The organism is Streptomyces sp. NPDC091209 (genome assembly GCF_044757755.1).
Classification (GTDB): Bacteria; Actinomycetota; Actinomycetes; order Streptomycetales; family Streptomycetaceae; genus Streptomyces.
On record NZ_JBIVVR010000014.1, the window covers coordinates 92764 to 110941 of the forward strand.

The 18178-nt window shown below is 69.4% G+C and carries 17 protein-coding genes and 3 pseudogenes; 6 read left to right on the top strand and 14 right to left on the bottom strand.

Annotated features, from left to right (window positions below):
- Nucleotides 1–134: 134 nt before the first annotated feature.
- Both ACIQRL_RS32825 and ACIQRL_RS32830 read right to left on the bottom strand, forming a co-directional pair.
- A pseudogene (locus ACIQRL_RS32825) lies at nucleotides 135–221 on the bottom strand (hypothetical protein); the annotation flags it as partial.
- Nucleotides 218–801 (bottom strand): annotated as a pseudogene (locus tag ACIQRL_RS32830) (IS607 family transposase). The pseudogenes ACIQRL_RS32830 and ACIQRL_RS32825, both read right to left, overlap by 4 nt.
- A 213-nt stretch (nucleotides 802–1014) precedes the next feature.
- Between ACIQRL_RS32830 and ACIQRL_RS32835 the strand changes: the two are divergent.
- Nucleotides 1015–2766 (top strand): FAD-dependent monooxygenase, encoded by a 1752-nt coding sequence (locus ACIQRL_RS32835; RefSeq protein ID WP_401338419.1) that lies wholly within the window; start codon nucleotides 1015–1017, stop codon nucleotides 2764–2766.
- Between the two features lie 279 nt (nucleotides 2767–3045).
- On the opposite strand, the gene ACIQRL_RS32840 is transcribed toward ACIQRL_RS32835, so the two are convergent.
- Entirely contained in the window at nucleotides 3046–3504 is a 459-nt protein-coding gene (locus ACIQRL_RS32840; RefSeq protein WP_329297254.1) for a MarR family transcriptional regulator, read from the bottom strand.
- Nucleotides 3505–3566: 62 nt separating this feature from the next.
- Here ACIQRL_RS32840 and ACIQRL_RS32845 point away from each other — a divergent pair, with 62 nt between their 5' ends.
- Nucleotides 3567–3935, top strand: a complete 369-nt coding sequence (locus tag ACIQRL_RS32845) for a VOC family protein (protein ID WP_355858566.1) — start codon at nucleotides 3567–3569, stop codon at nucleotides 3933–3935.
- Between the two features lie 245 nt (nucleotides 3936–4180).
- Here the strand turns inward: ACIQRL_RS32845 and ACIQRL_RS32850 are convergent, their stop codons facing one another.
- The 5 genes from ACIQRL_RS32850 to ACIQRL_RS32870 all read right to left on the bottom strand — a co-directional run bounded on the left by ACIQRL_RS32850 (nucleotide 4181) and on the right by ACIQRL_RS32870 (nucleotide 9536).
- On the bottom strand, nucleotides 4181–4675 hold the full coding sequence (locus ACIQRL_RS32850) for a pyridoxamine 5'-phosphate oxidase family protein (RefSeq protein ID WP_401338421.1): 495 nt from the start codon (nucleotides 4673–4675) through the stop codon (nucleotides 4181–4183).
- Nucleotides 4676–4763: 88 nt separating this feature from the next.
- Nucleotides 4764–6044, bottom strand: coding sequence for an MFS transporter (locus ACIQRL_RS32855; RefSeq protein WP_401338422.1), 1281 nt, complete (start codon nucleotides 6042–6044; stop codon nucleotides 4764–4766).
- Nucleotides 6041–7411, bottom strand: a complete 1371-nt coding sequence (locus ACIQRL_RS32860) for an SUMF1/EgtB/PvdO family nonheme iron enzyme (RefSeq protein ID WP_401338425.1) — start codon at nucleotides 7409–7411, stop codon at nucleotides 6041–6043. The genes ACIQRL_RS32855 and ACIQRL_RS32860 overlap by 4 nt, the downstream gene beginning before the upstream one ends.
- Complete coding sequence (locus ACIQRL_RS32865) at nucleotides 7408–8187, bottom strand: phytanoyl-CoA dioxygenase family protein (protein ID WP_401338427.1); 780 nt, start codon at nucleotides 8185–8187, stop codon at nucleotides 7408–7410. The genes ACIQRL_RS32860 and ACIQRL_RS32865 overlap by 4 nt, the downstream gene beginning before the upstream one ends.
- Nucleotides 8184–9536, bottom strand: coding sequence for a formylglycine-generating enzyme family protein (locus ACIQRL_RS32870; RefSeq protein ID WP_401338428.1), 1353 nt, complete (start codon nucleotides 9534–9536; stop codon nucleotides 8184–8186). Before ACIQRL_RS32870 ends, ACIQRL_RS32865 begins: the two co-directional genes overlap by 4 nt.
- Nucleotides 9537–9996: 460 nt before the next feature.
- Between ACIQRL_RS32870 and ACIQRL_RS32875 the strand changes: the two genes are divergently transcribed.
- Nucleotides 9997–10290: a hypothetical protein gene (locus ACIQRL_RS32875; RefSeq protein WP_401338429.1), complete on the top strand. Its 294-nt coding sequence runs from the start codon at nucleotides 9997–9999 to the stop codon at nucleotides 10288–10290.
- Between the two features lie 367 nt (nucleotides 10291–10657).
- On the opposite strand, the gene ACIQRL_RS32880 is transcribed toward ACIQRL_RS32875, so the two are convergent.
- Nucleotides 10658–11245, bottom strand: coding sequence for an NADPH-dependent FMN reductase (locus ACIQRL_RS32880; protein WP_401338432.1), 588 nt, complete (start codon nucleotides 11243–11245; stop codon nucleotides 10658–10660).
- An 89-nt stretch (nucleotides 11246–11334) separates the two neighbouring features.
- Here ACIQRL_RS32880 and ACIQRL_RS32885 point away from each other — a divergent pair, with 89 nt between their 5' ends.
- Together ACIQRL_RS32885 and ACIQRL_RS32890 are read left to right on the top strand one after the other, a co-directional pair.
- Nucleotides 11335–11859, top strand: coding sequence for a MarR family winged helix-turn-helix transcriptional regulator (locus ACIQRL_RS32885; RefSeq protein WP_401338435.1), 525 nt, complete (start codon nucleotides 11335–11337; stop codon nucleotides 11857–11859).
- A gap of 495 nt (nucleotides 11860–12354) precedes the next feature.
- Nucleotides 12355–12678 (top strand): annotated as a pseudogene (locus tag ACIQRL_RS32890) (transposase); the annotation flags it as partial.
- On the opposite strand, the gene ACIQRL_RS32895 reads toward ACIQRL_RS32890, so the two are convergent.
- From ACIQRL_RS32895 to ACIQRL_RS32905, 3 genes are all read right to left on the bottom strand, one after another.
- Nucleotides 12588–12905 (bottom strand): aldehyde dehydrogenase family protein, encoded by a 318-nt coding sequence (locus ACIQRL_RS32895; protein ID WP_401338438.1) that lies wholly within the window; start codon nucleotides 12903–12905, stop codon nucleotides 12588–12590. The pseudogene ACIQRL_RS32890 and the gene ACIQRL_RS32895 sit on opposite strands and share 91 nt — an antisense overlap.
- Before the next feature lie 63 nt (nucleotides 12906–12968).
- Nucleotides 12969–14510 (bottom strand): alpha/beta fold hydrolase, encoded by a 1542-nt coding sequence (locus tag ACIQRL_RS32900; protein ID WP_401338439.1) that lies wholly within the window; start codon nucleotides 14508–14510, stop codon nucleotides 12969–12971.
- A 272-nt stretch (nucleotides 14511–14782) separates the two neighbouring features.
- Nucleotides 14783–15514, bottom strand: a complete 732-nt coding sequence (locus tag ACIQRL_RS32905; RefSeq protein WP_401338441.1) for a gamma-glutamyl-gamma-aminobutyrate hydrolase family protein — start codon at nucleotides 15512–15514, stop codon at nucleotides 14783–14785.
- A 470-nt stretch (nucleotides 15515–15984) separates the two neighbouring features.
- Between ACIQRL_RS32905 and ACIQRL_RS32910 the strand changes: the two genes are divergently transcribed.
- Nucleotides 15985–17193 (top strand): ParB/RepB/Spo0J family partition protein, encoded by a 1209-nt coding sequence (locus ACIQRL_RS32910; protein ID WP_401338442.1) that lies wholly within the window; start codon nucleotides 15985–15987, stop codon nucleotides 17191–17193.
- A gap of 16 nt (nucleotides 17194–17209) precedes the next feature.
- Here ACIQRL_RS32910 and ACIQRL_RS32915 read toward each other — a convergent pair whose 3' ends face one another.
- Together ACIQRL_RS32915 and ACIQRL_RS32920 are read right to left on the bottom strand one after the other, a co-directional pair.
- A complete protein-coding gene (locus tag ACIQRL_RS32915) occupies nucleotides 17210–17437 on the bottom strand; it encodes a hypothetical protein (protein ID WP_401338444.1) in 228 nt (75 codons plus the stop codon).
- A gap of 285 nt (nucleotides 17438–17722) precedes the next feature.
- Nucleotides 17723–18028 carry a helix-turn-helix domain-containing protein gene (locus ACIQRL_RS32920; RefSeq protein WP_401338695.1) on the bottom strand — a complete coding sequence of 102 codons (306 nt, stop codon included), beginning with the start codon at nucleotides 18026–18028 and terminating at the stop codon, nucleotides 17723–17725.
- Nucleotides 18029–18178: the final 150 nt, after the last annotated feature.

Genomic DNA, 18178 nt, shown 5'->3' on the forward strand with positions numbered 1-18178 from the left:
GACCACGGCCGCCACTCGGTGAGCCCGTCGGCAGGGATGCCGTAGGACTCCTCCGCCCGGCGCTGCCACCACGACGCCGACACCCACCCCACCGCCCAGTTGTACGCCGCGCGCGCCGCACCGCAGTGCGAACGCAGCCCGGCCTCCTGGGCGGCGTTCGGATCCAGCGCGAACCGGAACGCCTGCACCACGAACCCCGGCTGCGGCCGGAACTCCTTCACTCGCCGTCCTCGCCGGCCTCGCCGGTCGCCACGGCCACCGCGCGTGCGGCCCGGCTCTTCGCCGCACGCCGCCCGTACAGGCGTACGCACATCGAGGTCAGCACCTCGCTGACGTCCCGCACCAGGTCGTCCGCGGTCTCGGCAGGGTCGAGGACGACCAGGCGCCGGCCGGACGCCGACAGCGCGGCCTCCAGGTGCTCGACGCCGAACCGGGCGAGGCGGTCACGGTGCTCGACCACGATCACAGCCGTGCCCGGGTCGGCAAGAAGCCGGTGCAGCTTGCGGCGGCGCCCGTTCAGCCCCGACCCGACCTCGGTCACGACCTCCGCGACAGCCAGCCCAGCCCGTTCGCGCCGGACACCACCCGCGCGACCTGCCGATCCAGGTCGGCCCTCTGACCGGCTGACGACACACAGCAGTACGCCACCACGCGCCCGGACGACGGGGCGGCAACCTCGTCGACCAGCCACGTCCCGGACGGCGCCTGGCGGACCGGAACGGGCATCTTCCCGTCCCTCACCCACCGCCAGGCGGTCTGGCAGCTCACGCCCTGCTGACGCGCCCACTCCGACAGCCTCACAAAACCAAGCTACGTGAGATGCCTGACCAGAGACGACTATGAATGATTAGGAAATCCATGGCAGTTGTCGCCCCCTTCCCCTGAGGCACGTAGTCGGCCGGTCACCCGCGTGACCGGCCGGCGGCTTTTCGGAGTCCAGTCGTTCTTGACCAGGGCTGCGGATGACGTTGTCAGGCTGTGCGGGAAAGCCATCTGAATTCTGGAAGGGCGAACATGACGTCAATCGAGGTTCCGGTCCTGATCGTGGGCGGCGGCGGGTGTGGCCTGTCCGCCTCCGTCTTTCTCTCTGACCAGGGCATCGACCACCTGCTGGTGGAGCGGCACGCGGACACGTCGAGGGTGCCGAAGGCGCACTACCTCAATCAGCGCACGATGGAGATCTTCCGCCAGCACGGGATCCGCGATGACGTCCTCGCGGAGGCGGCGCCGCTGGACAAGTTCGGCAAGGTGCGCTGGGCGACCACGTTCGCTGGTGACGGGCCGATCGACGCTCGCCAGATCCATGAGATGGACGCCTTCGGCGGTGGCGAACTGACGGAGCGCTACGGGGCGGCCGGGCCGGAACTGCCCTCGAAGCTGCCGCAGATGTGGCTGGAGCCGATCCTGCGTCGTCACGCGGAGCAGCGCAGTCCGGGGCGGATCCTCTTCAGCCACGAGGTGATCGACTTCTCCGACGAGGGCGACCACGTCGTCGCCGAGGTGCGCAACGTCGAGACCGGCGAGGTCATCACGGTCAAGGCGCAGTACCTCCTCGGCGCCGACGGCGGCCGCTTCGTCGGCTCCAAGGTCGGCATCGAGTTGCAGGGCCCGCCCAGCAACGTCAACACGACGACCGTGTACTTCTCCGCGGACCTGTCGCAGTGGTGGGAGGAGGGCACGCTCATCACGCACTACCTCAGCCCGGAGGACCCCGACCTCTCCGTCAACCTCATCGAGATGGGTCCGAGCTGGGGCAAGGCCTGCGAGCAGTGGGGCCTGCACATGGCCCCCGGCCCGGCCGGCCGCTGGGACAACGAGACGGTCGTCGACCGCATCCGTGAAGTGCTGAAGGTGCCGGATCTGGAAGTGACCGTGCACAAGATCACGGACTGGATCGTGAACGCGGTCCTCGCCGACAAGTACCGGGTCGGCCGGGTGCTGATCGCGGGCGACGCCGCGCACAAGCAGCCGCCCGCCGTGGGCCTCGGTCTCAACACCGGCATCCAGGACGCGCACAACATCGCCTGGAAGCTGGCTGCGGTACTGAACGGCAGCGCGCCCGAGAGCCTGATCGACACCTACGAGGCCGAGCGCCGGCCCGTAGGCCGCGAGAACGTCGACTGGGCGGTCTCCGCCGCTCAGCACCACCAGGCGGTCATCGACGCCATCGGCGGCGGCCACAACATCCCGGCGGGGCGCCGCGGGCAGCGTCTGGCGGCGTACTTCGACCCGTCCCCGCTCGGCGACACTGTGCGGGCGCGGGCCCTGGAAATATTCAACACCCACCGCGGCGGCTGCCAGTCGTTCGAGATGGAGATCGGCTTCGCCTACGAGGAGGGAGCGGTCGTCTCCGACGGCACCGAGCGCCCGGCCCGCGTCCCCATGCGCGACGAGCACACGCCGACGTCGCGCCCCGGCCACCGGCTGCCGCACGCCTGGATCACCCGGGACGGCGAGCGCCTGTCCACCCTCGACCTGACGGGCAGGACCGGCTTCACGCTGATCACCGGCCCGGAGGGGACGGCGTGGAGCGAGGCGGCCGCACGCGTGGCGGAGAAGTTCTCCGTCCAGGTCAACGCGGTCCGCATCGGCGACGGCGCCGAGTACGCCGACGTGGACGGCGGATGGGAGGCCGTCCGGCAGATCACTGGTGCCGGCGCGCTCCTGATCCGTCCCGACCAGCACGTGGCCTGGCGCAGCACCGGCGCCGGCAAGGACGCGGAGCAGGCGCTGACGGAGGTCTTCGCTACGATCCTGGACCGCTGATGCGGTCAGGGATCCGATCAGGATCCGATCAGAGATCCGGTCAGCGATCCGAGCGCTGACCGGATCTTCTGGTGCCGCGACGAAGACCGCCGCTTCCGCGACGCGGAACGGGCAAGGACGAGAAGGGTCGTGCCCGGGCACGGCCCTTCTCGTCCTGCCCGTAAGCGGCTCCATCGCAGTAGAGGGTGTAGTCGGGGTCTGTCGGTTTTCGAGGTCGCCGACACGGATTTCAGGCTCGGCTGCATTCCTGTCCGAGCGCGACGAGCGCCGCGGAACGAGCTATGCACCCTCGTTGTCACCGCGCAGGGAATGGATCATGCTCTGCAGGATCCGGAACGCGTCTGACTGCTCGGTCTCGGTCAGGCCGGCCAGCATTCTGGCCTCGACGGACCGGACGGCTGCGCTCGCCTTCTCGAGGCTTCGTCGGCCGCGAGGCGTGAGCCGCGTGGGAAGCACCTTCCCGACGGGTGCCTCCGCAGGCCTGGTCACGTAGCCGTCTCGTTCCAGGGTCTGGAGCAGCACGTTCATCGTCTGCCGTGTCACGAACGCGCCCCGCGCGAGCTCGGAGTTCGACAAGCCCGGTCGTTGCGCCAGCAGCTCGATGCAGGAGTAGTGCGTCACGCTCATCCCGAGCGGCCGCAGCACTTCCTCCATGGCCGCGCGGAGGGCGCTCGACGCTTCTTTGAGCAGGTAGCCCAGTGACGTCTCCAGGTTGACGCCGACACCTTCTTGACTCATGTCAGTATTCTGACATAGGTTGACGCATGTCAGAAAACTGACACGAAAGAAGGAGCGTCATCATGCCCGCCACCGGCCCCGACTTCATCTCGCTCCAAGTGCGCGGCCTCGACGCTTCGCAGGCGTTCTACGAGCAGTACCTGGGCCTCGTCCGCTCGCCGGCCGGACCTCCGCACGCCGTCGTCTTCGAGACGAAGCCGATCGCGTTCGCACTCCGCGACGTCATTCCCGGCACCGACCTCGCATCCGTCGCTCAGCCCGGCATCGGTGCCGCGATCTGGCTCCACGCCACCGACGTCCAGGCCATCCACGACGCGCTCGTCGCCGACGGTCACACCATCGTCTCCGCACCGATCGACGGTCCCTTCGGTCGGACCTTCACCTTCGCCGACCCCGACGGCTACCAGGTCACGCTCCACGACCGCGCTTGATCGACCAAACGCCACCGGACGATCATCAGCGGTTGCGCCCTGGGCTCGTGCGTGACGCTACCTTCTGCCCTGCTGACCTGACGACGTTCTGCCGGCTGGATGACCTCGGCTTGGAATTGACATCCTCCCCCTTCTTAAAAGAGAGGGGAGGATGTCAAGACGATGCCTCCCGGCGTGAGCTGCCCCCGCGAGCGCGGGGACGTGCCGTGCCAGTCGCAGCCCGGCAAAGCCGTCTTCAGCACCGGTCAAGCACGGCTGGACCGCAGCCATGACCGGTCGCGCCACGAGCGCCGTCGGCCGGCTTCCGCGGATCGCTCGCTGTACGCCCAGCCGAGCCAGTCCTTGATGTCGATGGCCACCACGGGTCCGCCGTCCTGGAGGTAGCGGGGGCCGTCGAACGACTCGTACTTGCGGTCCAGCAGGCCGAGCGCACGCGTGCGCTCCGGGCCCTCGTCGATGACCCGGGCGGTGCCGCGCAGCCGTACCCACCACGCCTTCAGCCAGTCCTCGTCGTAGCAGTCGGCCAGGACCGTGGCCCGTTGGTCGCGGTCGAGGTTGCGCAGCCGCTTGGGCCGCGGATTGCCGCTTTTCGGCTTGTCGGTCGGTGAGTAGAAGGTGTCGCCGTCGACCACGAAGATGACGGGCACGACATGGGCGCGCCCGCGCTCGTCGACGGTGGCCAACCGGACGGCCCGCTCGCCCTCGAACCGGCTGCGCATCTCTTGCTGCCCGAGTTTCATCACCGCTCCTTGTCTGTGGGGCCCAGGCGCTGGGCATGGCGAAGTGGCCGTCACGGCGGCCGGTTTGTCGCGCGGGTCCCGACAGGGTTCACCGCCGCACGGTGTCCAGGAGTGGTTCCCGCCCCTCCCGGCGGTGCCGGTGGCGTCGTACCAGCAGGATCAGGACCGTGCCGAGGACGGCGAGGCCGACGGTGGTCCGGCCGGACAGTTCGATGGTGTCCGACGCGCCGAGCGTGTCGACCAGGGGGCCGCCGAGTACCGCGCCCAGCGGGGTCGCGATCACGAGGATCGCGCTGCGGAAGGCGCTGAGGCTCACCAACTCCTCGATGGGTGCCTTCTGTTGCAGCAGGGTGATGGTCACCGGTCCGTAGGGTGCGTAGATCAGCCCGCCGAGGCCGAAGCCCGCGATGCCCGCGGCGAGGGTGCCGAACTCGGCGAAGGGGAGGATCGCCAGCCCCCAGCCGGCCACGATGCCCAGTACGGTCGGCCACAGCGGGAGCCGCCGCAGCGTTCCGGTGACCCAGGTCCCGATCACCGCGCCGACGCCGAACGCGCCCCAGATCCATCCGAGGGCGGTGGGGTCCCCACCCATCCGCTCGGCCACGACGACCGGGACCGCCACCTCGATCGGCCCGTACAGCAGGTAGAAGACGAACGAGAGCGCGAGCAGGCCCATCAGCTCCGGGTGGCGGGCGAGGGTCCTGCCGCTGCGCCGCAACGGCACCGCGGGACGGCGCTCGAGGGTGCCGTCGCCGCGCACCCGGGCCGTCACGAGGGCGAGGTACAGATAGCTGACCGCGTCAGCGGCCAGCACCGCGGCCGGCCCGAACGCGACCGTGACCAGACCGGCCAGCGGCGGTCCGGTGATGAACGACAGTTGTTCCTGGCTGCCCACCAGCGCGTGGCCGGCCAGCCGGTCCTTGGCCGGCAGGGTCTCGGCGACGAACGTCTGGCGGCCGGCGATCCCCCAGGCGTGCAGGACCGAGGAGATGGCGAGCAGGGCGATGTAGGTCGCGGTGTTCAGCAGCCCCGTCCAGTACAGCGCCGGGATCAGTGCGAACAGGGCGCCGCGCAGGAGCGCGTTCACCAGGATCAGGCTCCTGGCGTTGCGCCCGCTCAGCCAGCGTCCCAGCGTGAGGGAGCCGATCGCGGCGGGCATGCTGTAGGCGGCGACGGCGAGTCCCACCACGAGGGACCGGTCGGCCGGAGCGGCCAGTTCGACGGCCAGCCACGCCACACCGACGAAGCTCATGCCGTCGCCGAGGAAGGAGACCAGGAATCCGGGCTGCAGCCGGCGGAAGTCGGGGTTGGCGAGACAGCGGGTGTAGCCCTCGGGCAGAACCCGCTGGATTCGCCGTACTGCGGTCATCGAACGGGCACCTCGGATTCGCTCGCCGCGCAGCGGAACCCGATCTCCGGGCTCCTGGTCACCAGCGTCTTGCCCGCCCGGCTGACCGCGGTGAGCAGCGCGGGGGGCGAACTCCACGCTCCGCCGCGGACACTGACCTCGGCCGACCACTCGCCCCACAGGTCGCCCGGGTCCATGGTGCCGAAGCGTGGCTGGAGCGGGAGGCCGTCCAGGAACCGGGTGGACGTCCACTCCCACACGTTGCCGCACATGTCCCGGACGCCGAAGGGGGATTCGCTGCCCGGCAGGTTCACCGGACCGGTCAGCGCGGGCAGTTCGGCGAGGGACAGATCCGTGAGCCGGCGCAGCCACGCCCGGCGGTCCAGGACCGTCCCGGCGTCCTCCCCGAGTACCGAGTGCAGGCCCCGCACCAGCTCGGGCCGGAACTCGGCACCCCAGGGGTGGTGCCGGTGGTCGTCTCCCCGGGCGGCCCGTTCCCACTCGTCCTCGGTGGGCAGCCGCTTGCCGCACCAGGCGGCGTAGGCCACCGCGTCGTACCAGCTGACCCCGGTCACCGGGTGGTCGCCGGCGCAGCGGGGGTCGTCGGCGGTGGAGCGTGTGTGGTCGGTGTTCCTCGGCTCGTCCGGGTGGCACCACAGGTGGCCCTGGGCACCGACGTCGGCGACGAACGCGTCGTACTCGTCGTTGGTGACCGGGCAGGTGTCCAGGTAGAACCCCTCGACCGTGACCTCGTCCACCACGGGCTCGCCCGGGTCGCCGAAGGAGTGTTCCCCGCCGGGGTGCGTCCCGCGGCGCAGCCGTCCGGCCGGGACGTGTCGCATCCCGTCCGGGGAGAGCCGGCTGGGCAGCCGGTCGGCCGACAGCGGGACGGGGAGGTCCTCCAGGACCGTGCCGGCCAGTGCCGTGTCGGCGAGCAGTGTCTGTGCCGAGGCGAGTGCGTGCGCGTCCGCCACCGTCACGTAGTTCCCGACGCCCGAGGCGATCTGGTCCGGTGACCGGCCGAGGACGGCCAGCAGGGCGTGCAGCGCGGAGGGGCCGCCTGCCGAGCGCAGGGCCGGTGTTGTGGCCAGGGAGGCGAGTGCGGGTCCGCGCACGGTCTCGTCCGGGTCGGCCAGTGCCCAGCCGACGGCCTCCGCCGCCAGTTCCGGGGCGAGCCGTACGGCGGCGGCCAGGGCCTGGCGCCGTATCCCGGGCGTGTCGTGCAGCAGGCCGACCGCGAGGCATTCTTCGAGCAGGTGCGGGTCGGCGAGCTGCTCCAGGGTGCGCAGGTAGCCGTCGAGCAGGGCGTCGCGTTCCGCCGTGGGACCGTCGGCCCAGGCGGCGATCTGCAGGACTTCGGACGGAACGTCCGGGGTGGTGGTGGTCATCGCGCGTGGGCCTCCGCTCCGGTGATCATCTTGGCGAAATCCTCGCCCGCCCGGTGGCTGTACGCCGTGCCCGCCGAGGGCTTCTGTCCCGCGGAGTAGTACACGTACAGCGTCGCCCGGCTGGTGTCGTCGAGCACCGGGCCGGAGTGGTGGAGGATGTTGTAGGTGTGGCAGATGACGTCGCCCGCCTCGGCTTCGATCGGAAGTCCCAAGGGCTCCAGTCGCCGCGGCGGATACCGGTGGGATCCGGGCACGAGGATCAGGCAGCCGTTGCGGACGGTGGCCTCGTCCAGGTAGATGCCCACGTTCACCAGGGGGGTCAGCGGGAGGTCGTGCGGGAAGTCGAGGTGCCAGTCCAGCGCACTGTAGGAGCTTCGCTTGCCCCGTTTCATCTGCCACACGGCTCCGTCGACGGCGTCCTCGAACTGCCATGTCGGGCGTCCCAGCAGACCGGGGCCGAGCGCATCGAGTTTCCGGCGCTCGATCAGTTCCCGGGTGTCCGCGCAGTGCAGGGTGAAATAGGGCAGCCGGTGCAGGGTCGCCCGGCCGTTCTCGTCGTACGAGGGCTTGATCACCTGGTCGCGGTGCTCGGCCGGCACTTTCCCGTCGAGCGTGTCGCGCTCCAGGCGTTCGGCATCGCGTTGGATGATCTCCACGTCCTGCGCGTCGAACACGCCGCGGTAGATGACGAACCCGTACTGCTCGTAGAAGGCGCGTTGTTCCGCCGTGACCGTGCCGTCGTAACGGAACCGCGGGATGCGCTGCGGCGAGCTCATCGGATCACCCCTCGGAACCCGATCTCGTTGTGCCGGTCCGTGAAGAGGTCCTTGCCGCGGAAGTAGGCCGTGACCTGCTCCCGCATGGAGGTCCACGCGCCGCCCCGGATGACCACCGAGGTCTCCTCGGCCGTCGCCCATTCGGTGCGGGGCCTGCCGGAGATCATCGGCTTCATCCGGTCACGGGTGAAGAAGTTGGTGTCCGTCCATTCCCAGCAGTTCCCGACCAGGTCCGCGACGCCGTAGGGGCTGACGTTCCTGGGGTGGGAGCCGACCGGGACCGTGGTGACCGCGGGAGTTGTCTCGTCGAAGGTGCTCAGGGTGTCGCGCCAGTGCTCCAGGCTCTGCGCTTCGCCGAAGGAGGCACCGAACCAGCGCAGCGCGTCCGGGTCGAATTCGTCGCCCCACGGATAGAGGGATCCGTTCTCGCCCCGTGCGGCCTTCTCCCATTCCAGTTCGGTCGGCAGCCGTTTGCCGAGGTGAGCGAGGTAGGCGTAGGCGTCGAACCAGTCGACACCGGTCGCGGGGTGGTCGGGGCCGAACCGGGCGTCGCCGACGATCCCGCGGCGGTGGTCCTTGTCCTCGGGCTCGTCGGGGTGGCAGAGCGCGTGCTCGGCGGCCTGCGGGCTCTGCGCCCACTGGTCGTACTCCCGGTTGGTCACCGGGTACCGGTCGATGAGGAAGTCGGGCAGGTAGCGGGTCTGCCGGGGGGCCGCGTCGTCCACGTCGTAGAGCGGATGGACGACGTCGTCCATGCCGATTCCGGCGACGAACTCGGACGCGGGGACGAGCACCATGGCGTCGGGAACGGGACGGGGCAGGTTCTGCGGGTCGTAGTCCCAGTGTTCGCCCAGTGCGGTTCCCTGCGGCAACTGGCCGGTCCTGGTGTGCTCCCGCTCGATCTCCAGCCTGGCAGCGCGATCCTGCGCACCGAGGATTTCGTCCATCGCCTTGGCCACGACGGCGGCGCCGATGCCCACCGGCTTGGTGCTGCGGAACAGGCCGGCCTCGGCCGGTCCGGTGATGTGCAGCAGCTCCTCGTAGGCCTCGCCGATGCGGTGCCGGCCGGCGATCTTCGCGGCGGAGAACACGATGAAGTCCTCGTCGTCGCCGAGCAGCCAGACCAGGAATTCCCGCGCCGCGGGAAGAGTGGCCGTGAACGGACCGACACCTTCGAGAACCGTCAGGCGGACATCCGCACGGGGGTGGGTCGCCGCCATCGCGCAGAGTTCTTCGATGACCTGGGGGTGCCGAAGTCCGGCGATCGTCTCACGCAGTTCGGCGCGTTCTTCGCCGGTCAGCGGTTCGCGCGATTCCTGCCATGCTTCCGGGGCCAGAAAACGATCCACCAGCCCGTTCAAAGTCTTCTGCTCGACGGCAAAACGTTCGTAACTCCACCTGTGCACTGATCCCACCTCGATTGCCACGGTCAGATATCCCTGAGGCCGAGAACCCTGGCCTGTGGAGGGTGCCAGGACCCTCCACAGGCCACGAGACTGCCCTGATCAGGCCGCCCACTTGAAGTACTTACCGGCCGGGCGGACACCGCCCTTTCGCTGCGAGCGCAGAGCGTTCCACTGACGAAGCGTCTTCATCTGATTCACCTCCTCGGATGGGATCGGCAATCGAGTGGATCGACCATCCCGTCGAATGCTCGGCTCTGTCAAGTTCACGGTTTTTCCGCGTTGTTGATGAACTGAAGGTCTTGTTCAACTGCCGAGTTCCCACGGTTGAACGAGCAGGCCGGCGAGTTGAGCAAGCAGGCCGGCGAACAGAATTCGATAGCCCCCGATTTGAACGGAGTGCGTTGTGCGAGTTCTCGTCGTGCCGTTTCCCTGGAAGGCGCATGTGTTCAACCTGGTGCCGCTCGCGTGGTCGCTGCGGACGGCCGGGCACGAGGTGCGGGCGGCCTGCTGGCCGGATCTGCTCGACGCCGTCACCTCGGCCGGGCTGACGGCGGTGGGTGTCGGTCCCGGCGAGACGTCGAAGGTGCGCAGGCAACGGGACCGGCGCCAGACGTCCGACCGTGCCGCCGCGGCGAAACGGTCCCCGCAGCAGGGCTCGACCCGTTGTTCGACATACGGCCAAACCGCGAGCGGCTGAGCCGGGAGCAGGCCTCCGGAGTCTTCGACGACCTGGTGCTTCCGCAGGCGCGGCGGTCCAACGACTCGATGATGGAGGACCCGGTCGCCGTGGCCCGCGCGGGCGGCCGGACCTGGTGCTCTGGGGCGCCAAGGCGTTCGCGGGAGCGGTGGCCGCCGAGGCGGTGGGCGCGGTGCACGCCCGGGTGCTGTACTCCGTCGACGTCTACCTCTGATCTTGCGAGTGCCCCGGCCTTTGGGCTGGGGGTGAATCGCGTCTCTGGACTGCTCTGGCCTCAGTGCTTGTTGTCGTTCCGATCTTGAGGAGTTCCAATCGAACGGGAGCTTCGATCAAGCGATTGCGGCAGTCATGGGAGTACAACACGCATTCAAACAGTGCTGGCCGTCCGCGACTTGGCCTCACGTGCCCCGCGAAGGGCCTCGGCCCAGGCGATCACCTGGTCGAGCATGCCGCCCACGGCAGTCTGTAGACCCTCCTGGGGGACGAAGGCGCCGGTGTGGAACGAGGGGTGTGTCGAGATGGTGGGCTGAGCGCGGACCGTGGCTATCTGGAGTTCGGCCAGGACGAGCCGTAGTGCCTCGGCAGCCCGGGCGCCGGCGACCCATCCGCCGTAGCTGATGATTCCGGCGGCTTTGTCGTTCCACTCCCGGTACACGTAGTCCAGGGCGTTCTTGAGGGCACCGGGGTAGGAGTGGTTGTACTCGGGGACGACGAACACGTAGCCGTCGAAGCTGTCGATCAGGGCGCCCCAGCTGCGGGTGTGGTCGTGCTGGTACTGCTGGAAGTTCGGGTTGCCGGGCTCGTCGAGGTTGCCGAGGTCATGGTCGGCGAGGTCGACGAGCTGGTAGTCGGCGCCGCCGTGGGCTCGTGCGGTCTCCAGCGCCCAGGCGGCGATCTGGTCGCCGCGGCGCCCGGGGCGGGTGCTTCCGAGGATGAGTGCGATGCGCAATGCCATGATTCTTCCTTCAAATAGAGTTGATACGTCAACTCTAGGTCGACGTGAGTTGAAGTGACAACTCCACTGGTAGCGGTATTCTCGGCGCTATGACGCAGACTCGACCGCTGGACCCCGAGGAGTGGGAGATCTGGGATGCCTGGATGCGCGCTCAGCGCCTGCTCGCCAGGGAGCTGGAACGGGGACTGCAGCGTGACTGCGACATCTCGAAGGCCGAGTTCAGCGTGCTCATGGCCCTGTGGCGAAACGCTGGCCGGGAGATGCGTGTCGGTGAGCTCGCCGAGTCGCTCGACTGGGACAAGAGCCGCGTCTCGCATCAGCTCACGCGCATGGAAAATCGCGGCTTCGTCGCACGCACCCAGTACGGGGCAGATGGCCGCCGCGCAGGGATCGGTCTGACCGCCGAGGGCACCCGCGCCGCCCAGAGTGCAGTCCTCGTGCACGGCGACAACATCCGGCGCCACTTCCTCGACACCCTGGCCCCTGAGCAGGCATCGGTCATCCGTGCATGGAGCGAGCAAGCAATCGATCGCCTGGACTCTCACCGTAACGAGACCGTCGGCGACTTGGAAGCGGGGCCTCGTTCGGGTGATAGCGGCGGACGCCGGGCATGAAAGCAGGGCCTCACGGTAGCCCGTTAGGTGTCTACGCCAACAAGCGATCCAGGAGGCCCTGTTGTCGCAGTTGTACGCCCTCGTGCCGGCAGGGTCCAGTGCGGTAACTCCGTCGTGTGACTGCCTCGCGCACCGGTTCGGGAACGCTGCCGACAACGGAACGCGCGAGCGCCGCTACCCCACCGACATGACGGACACGCAGTGGGCCGCGGTCCGTCCGCTGCTACCAGTGCCGGGCTGGCTGAAGGGACGTGGCGGGCAGCCGGAGGCGTACTGGCCACCGGGCAATACTGGACGCGGTCCACTACCTGGTCGACAACGGAACCAATGGCGGGCCATGCCGGCCGACTTCCCTCCGTGGGACCTCCGTGAGACCGGGTCTACGCCTTCTTCCGCCGCTGACGCAACCATGGCCTGGTCACCGAGTTCCACGACCGGCTGCGTGGCAAGGTCCGCGCGAGAGCGGGCCGGGACCCGGAGCCCAGCGCCGGGGCCATCGACTCCCAGTCCGTCAAGGCGGACGCCGTCGTCGGCGCCGACAGCCGTGGCTTCGACGGCGGCAAACTGATCAACGGACGCAAGCGCCATGCGGTGGTCGACACCCTCGGCCTGCTGCTCGCCGTGATAGTCACCCCCGCGGACACCGGCGACCGCACCGCCGCGCAGACACTCCTCGCGCGGATCGTCGAGGCCCGCCACCGCCTGGAGCTGGTCTGGGCCGACGGCGGCTACACCGGCAGCCTCGTCACCCACTGCCTCACCGCTCTCGCCCTGGTCCTGGCGATCGTCAAACGCAGCGACGACATGCGCGGCTTCGTGGTGCTGCCCAAGCGGTGGATCGTGGAGCGGTTCCTTGCCCACCTGAGGCGCACCCGCCGCCGGCTCTTGCCGCCGAGCTCCAGTGAGACGGGCTTGAGGCCGTCCGCGCAGCGTCGCGCGGCCTCGCGCCCCGCCGCCGTCGAGCCGGTGAAGGAGACCGTCCCGACGGCCGGGTGGTCGCACAGCAGCCGGCCGGTGTCGGCTCCGCCGTAGACGGCGGTGAGCACGCCTTCGGGGATGGAGACAGCGGGTCCCGCATGGTGATCATGCGGGGCCCGGCTGACGACGGATCAGGCCGTCGGCGGCACCGGGTCCTCGGGCGCCTGGCAGGTGGCGTCGATGCCCCACGACGAGGTGGGACGGGTGCCGTCCCTCAGGTAGTCGCTGACGTAGGTGTTGAGGCAGGGGTTGTTGTTCGCCGACAACGCCGAGCCGACGTTGTGGCCGCCCAACTCCATGATGAGACGGGAGTTGGGGAACCGGATACGCATGTCGAGAGCGCCGAACATCCCGTGTGCGCTGTCGTACTGCGGCTGCACCAGCAGGACGTTGGCGCTGCCGTTGCCGACCCGCGCCGGAGCCTGGGTCTGCACCGGCCAGAACGCGCACGGCGCGCTGTACCAGCCGTTGCTCCAGGTCAGGAGGTGGTTCCCGGCCGCGTACTGGCTGGCGAGAGTGGCGCTCCACACCTTCCAGTCCTTCGGCCACCAGCCGTCGGTGCAGTTGACCGCGTTGGTCATCGCGACGCGGTTCTGCTGAGGGAAGCCCGGGGTCGGGGAGTCGGCGCGCAGCGCCGTCGCGTCACCGCGCACCACGAAGTCGGAGAATATCTTCGCGCGGCTCACCCAGGTCCAGCTGCGGTAGACGACCTGCTCGAAGACGTTCGCCCACTCGCCCGGTCCGATCTTGCCGTCGACCGGCGCCGCACGGAGGGCGTCCTGGCCCTTGTAGTAGTTCGCCTCGACCTCGTCGGCGGTCGTGCCCAGGTGGTAGACGGAGTCGTACTTGGCGACCCAGGCGAAGAAGAGCCCGCCGTTGTACTCGGACGTGATGTTCTTGGACATCTGGTTCTGGTACCCCACGCCGCTGGGGCTGGGCACGCTGTCGAGCACCATGCGCTTCACCCGGGTCGGGTACATCGTCGCGTAGACCGAGCCGAGGTAGCCGCCCCAGTCGATGCCGTAGTAGGTGATCTGCTCCTGGCCGAGCGCGATCCGTATCTGGTCGAGGTCGCGCGCGGAGTCCTTGGTGGTGAAGTGGTTGAGCAGGTCGCCGTACTTGTCACCACAGCTCTTGGCGTACGCCTCGGCCTTGGCCACGGCGTTCTGCTCGTCCTGGGCCGTCTTCGGCACGGGGTCGGGCAGCACCGGGTTGATGTAGGACGGGTCGCACACGATCGCCGGCTCGCTGGCCCCGACGCCGCGCGGGTCGAAGCCGATCCAGTCGTAAGCGGCGCCGACGTCCTTCGCCAGCCCGGTCGTGCCCTTGGCGTACCGGGTGGGCATGTCGCGGCTGATCGGGCCGGGCCACTGGCCGCGGTGCAGCAGCACGACGCCCTTGTACTGGTCGTCGGTGACGGTGTGCTTGGCGCGGGTCAGCGCCAGCTTGATCTTCTGACCGCTGGGCTGGGCGTAGTCGAGCGGGACCTCCACCGAGCCGCACTCCAGGCCCTTGAGCAACGCACCGAGGTTCGGGTCGGTGTCAGGACACGGCGACCAGTCGATTGTTCCCGTGGCCGTGGCGGCAGCCCCCTCGGCCGCCGCCACGGGGGTGGCGGCCGGAACCGACAGGCCGATCACGATCACCGCATTTACCAATGCGAGCTTTTTCATGGATACCCCTTCTGGATGCACGGCGCACACAGCGTGGCAAGGGGGTCCTTGAAGCGGCTCGAAACCTGCTGGAGTCAGAATGAACCGATGAGCGAGCCGCAGACCGACGGGGACCACTACGTCGGCTACGACGTCGCGGGGCAGCACACCGGCCTGGTGCCGGACCCGGGCATGACCTCGCCCTGGCCTACTGGCACGTCCCCGGCATCGAGGCGAAGCTCGCCGAGGCGGGCGCCACGGTACAGAAGCCGGCCTCCGACGTCGGCGGCGGGTCAGCGTCCGGCAGCGTGCACGAGTGCGTGATGAAGTCGTTGGTCGGGTGTGAATCCTGCTTCCCATTGCACGCCGACGGCGAAGGGGCGATCCGTGACTTCGACGGCCTCGACGGTACCGTCCTCCGCCCAGCCGGTGGCGGTGAGGCCGGCACCGAGCCGGTTGACGGCCTGGTGGTGATGGCAGGCCGTCACCGGCACGTCCTCGTCGAGGACACCGGCGATCCGGCTGCCCGGCTCCAGCTTCAACGGGTGGGAGCCGAGGGTGAAGGACGGCGTGTTCGGGCGGTGGCCGTCGTGGCCCGTGACTTCGGGCAGGTGCTGGTGCAGCGTGCCTCCGTGCAGCACGTTGAGCAGCTGCATGCCGCGGCAGATGCCCAGCACGGGCAGCTCGGCGTCAAGTGCCGCCCGGATCAACGCCAGTTCGGCGCGGTCGGCTTCCGGGGTCATCGCCCGCGTGCCGGAGTGCGGGTTCTCGCCGTACAGCGCCGGATCCACATCGGGGCCACCCGGGATCAGCAGGCCGTCGATCCGGTCCGCCATGGCCTCGACGCCGGGCAGCAGCGGAAGCAGCAGGGGCGTGCAGCCCGCCGCGGTCAGGAAGGCCAGGTGGGACTGGAGCGCGAAGCTGACGACCATGTCGCTGCCCTGGAACGTGACCGGCGCGGTCCGCGCACAGATCCCGATCACTGGCCGCCCCGTGCTCGCCGAACCATTCACGAATGATTTCATAGCCACCTTCATGGATTTCCGGGTTCAACTGAGGAAAGTAGGCAGATGCAACATCCGCTTCCGCGGAGAGCCATAACGGCAATAAAATAGCCGTTTACGTAAAGCGGCGGCCATCGTTCAAAACCTGGCAGGCCGACGCCTACTGAACGGAATGACCTTCCTGATATCACAGACGGGGACCCCTTTACCCGCGCTGTGGTTCACCTCTCCCCCGGCACGCTCACCGCGAAGGTATTCGACCGCCTCGCCACACAGCCCGCCGCACGGTCCGCCTCGTGGCCCGCGGGGATGCTCGCACTCCGGGCGGCCGCCCTGCCGGCCGTCGCCGCGGTGCTGCCGCAGCGGGTGTCCGCCGGTCCGGCGGACACCCGCTGTCCTGCATTTCCAGGAGACCTCAATCTCCCCTCAACTGCAGCTGGAGCCCCTCCTGCGATGCTCATCGGCAGCGGCAGCAGAGAGGAAGTGAAGGAATGGCTCAGAGCAGCGCGCAGGCCATCTTGACCACGAACGCGTTCGGCTCCGTCAGGACGGAAGGCGTCGACGCGTCGGCCCGCAGCGAATTCGACCTGAAGAACCTCGAGCGGCTTCCCGCCTGCGACATCCTCGTCAACGCGCTGTCGGCGGGCCTGTCTCTGCGCCGGAGCGGCACGGACGCCGCGCACATCCAGCTTCTCGTCGAGGCGGCCGGCTCGGCGGAGCTGCCGCCCATTCTGGTCCAGATCGACGGCTACCGCGTCATCGACGGCCTGCACCGGCTGGAAGCCGCCAAGCTGCGCGGCGACAGCAGCATCAAGGCGCGCTTCGTCGACTGTTCGAACTCCGAGGCGCTCGTCATCGCCATGAAGGCGAACGGCTCGCACGGACTGCCACTGTCGAAGACCGACCGCGTGTCCGGAGCCCAGCGTGTCCTGAGTTCCCACCCGGACTGGTCCGACCGTGCCGTCGCCCGCATCACCGGGCTGAGCGCGAAGACGATCGCGTCGCTGCGCGAGAAGTCGAGTGAGGGACCGCTCGACGGCAAGCGCATCGGCCGGGACGGCAGGCGGCGTCCGGTGGGCCCGGGCGAGGGCCGGCTGCGGGCCGCCGAGTACATCGCCGAGCACCCGAACGCCCCGCTCCGTCAGGTCGCCCGGGAGACCGACGTGTCGCTCGGCACGGTCCACGACGTGAGCGCCCGGCTGCGGCGTGGCGAAAGCCCCGAGCGCAGCGGCCGCCGGACACCCGACGCGGCGGCGCAGCCCCTGCGATCCGTCCACCCCGTCCACCCCGTGCGGTCCGTACAGCTGTCCGGGGAACCCTCGCGGCCCGTCTCGGCAGTTCCCGGTGGCGCGGATTCCGGTGGCGCGGATTCCGGTGGCGCAGCCCATGTGCCGCTGCGGGTGGCACCGAGCATCGACAGCGCGCCGCAGCGTAGGGACCGCACCGACGAGATTCCGGCCTGGACGACGGTGGCGGCGAAGATGGCCGCCGATCCCACCCTCCGCTACACCACGGGCGGCCGGGAGTTCCTCCGCTGGATGCAGCTGCACGCCGCCGAGCCGGACGACAGCTGGCGGGAGCTGATCGAGGCGGTTCCGGCCCACTGGCTCGGCGTCATCGCCCCGATCGCCGAGCGCATCGGCAAGGAATGGAGCCTGCTCGCCGAGGGGCTCAAGACCAGGCAGGACATGATGCCTTGAACTGCGGGCACGCCCGTCACGGCACCGGTGCCGCGGACTCCAGCCGGAGGTGGCCCGCGGCCCGGGGCTGGTCGTCTGCACCCTGACGCGGGGTGGTGGACGGACACCCGGGGGCCGACACGAAGGTGACCGGGGGCACGAGCTCGGGCAACGCCGGCAGGACCGGCGGATCGGTCGGCCGGCTCGGGCGCAGCCGCACCACCGCGCTCGTGACGTCGTCGGCGGTCACCGTCACGGACATCACGCCGCGCCCCCCCGACGAGCGGGGTCCGGCGGGTCGTCCGGTCGGGTCCGAGGCTGTCGGTCACCGCTACTGCGAGCAGGTGCCAACTCCCTTTCTCGGGGACGTTCTTCAGGGTGCAGCAGGACGGCCGGCCGCTCGGTACGTCGAAGACGGCCGAGGCGACACACGGGTGCTGGACGACGGGCGTGGCGAAGGCACCCAGGAACACGCGCGCGTTCCCATGGCCCTCGGGCAGACTGACGGTTCCGCCGACCGTGCCCCGTCCCGACCACGGGCCGGGCTCCGTCACTGGCAGGCCGTCCCCCCGTCCCGCGCCAGCCGGCGGAACCGGCTGGGGGACACTCCGACGCTGGCCGTGAAGTTCGTGAACGAGCCGAGACTGTTGTATCCGACTGCGTAGGAAACCTCGGTGATGCTCATCGAGGTCTTCCCGATCAGCCGCTCGGCCTCGTGGATGCGGACCGCGGCCAGGAACCTGCCAGGGGTGAGCCCGGTCTCCTCTTTGAACAGCCGCGTGAAATGGAACCGGCTGAGCAGAGCGCTTTCTGCGATCCGTGCAAGGGCCAGGAGCTCACCGTAACGCTCCCGAATGCACTCACCGGCCCTTTCTGCTGCTGTGTCATACGCACCTCACCACGTGCAGATCCATCAGCAGCCTGCCGTGTACGCATCGCGCTCAGCTTGGGTGACGCCGGCGATCCGGGGCCGTCAGTTCTACGAAACGCTCCTGCCCGGCCGGCG

Bases quoted from the DNA above. Each gene is read 5' to 3' on its own strand.
- ACIQRL_RS32835 (WP_401338419.1), top strand. From the start codon at position 1,015: ATGACGTCAATCGAGGTTCCGGTCCTGATCGTGGGCGGCGGCGGGTGT.
- ACIQRL_RS32840 (WP_329297254.1), bottom strand. From the start codon at position 3,504: ATGAGTCAAGAAGGTGTCGGCGTCAACCTGGAGACGTCACTGGGCTAC.
- ACIQRL_RS32845 (WP_355858566.1), top strand. From the start codon at position 3,567: ATGCCCGCCACCGGCCCCGACTTCATCTCGCTCCAAGTGCGCGGCCTC.
- ACIQRL_RS32850 (WP_401338421.1), bottom strand. From the start codon at position 4,675: ATGAAACTCGGGCAGCAAGAGATGCGCAGCCGGTTCGAGGGCGAGCGG.
- ACIQRL_RS32855 (WP_401338422.1), bottom strand. From the start codon at position 6,044: ATGACCGCAGTACGGCGAATCCAGCGGGTTCTGCCCGAGGGCTACACC.
- ACIQRL_RS32860 (WP_401338425.1), bottom strand. From the start codon at position 7,411: ATGACCACCACCACCCCGGACGTTCCGTCCGAAGTCCTGCAGATCGCC.
- ACIQRL_RS32865 (WP_401338427.1), bottom strand. From the start codon at position 8,187: ATGAGCTCGCCGCAGCGCATCCCGCGGTTCCGTTACGACGGCACGGTC.
- ACIQRL_RS32880 (WP_401338432.1), bottom strand. From the start codon at position 11,245: ATGGCATTGCGCATCGCACTCATCCTCGGAAGCACCCGCCCCGGGCGC.
- ACIQRL_RS32885 (WP_401338435.1), top strand. From the start codon at position 11,335: ATGACGCAGACTCGACCGCTGGACCCCGAGGAGTGGGAGATCTGGGAT.
- ACIQRL_RS32900 (WP_401338439.1), bottom strand. From the start codon at position 14,510: ATGAAAAAGCTCGCATTGGTAAATGCGGTGATCGTGATCGGCCTGTCG.
- ACIQRL_RS32905 (WP_401338441.1), bottom strand. From the start codon at position 15,514: ATGAAATCATTCGTGAATGGTTCGGCGAGCACGGGGCGGCCAGTGATC.
- ACIQRL_RS32910 (WP_401338442.1), top strand. From the start codon at position 15,985: ATGGCTCAGAGCAGCGCGCAGGCCATCTTGACCACGAACGCGTTCGGC.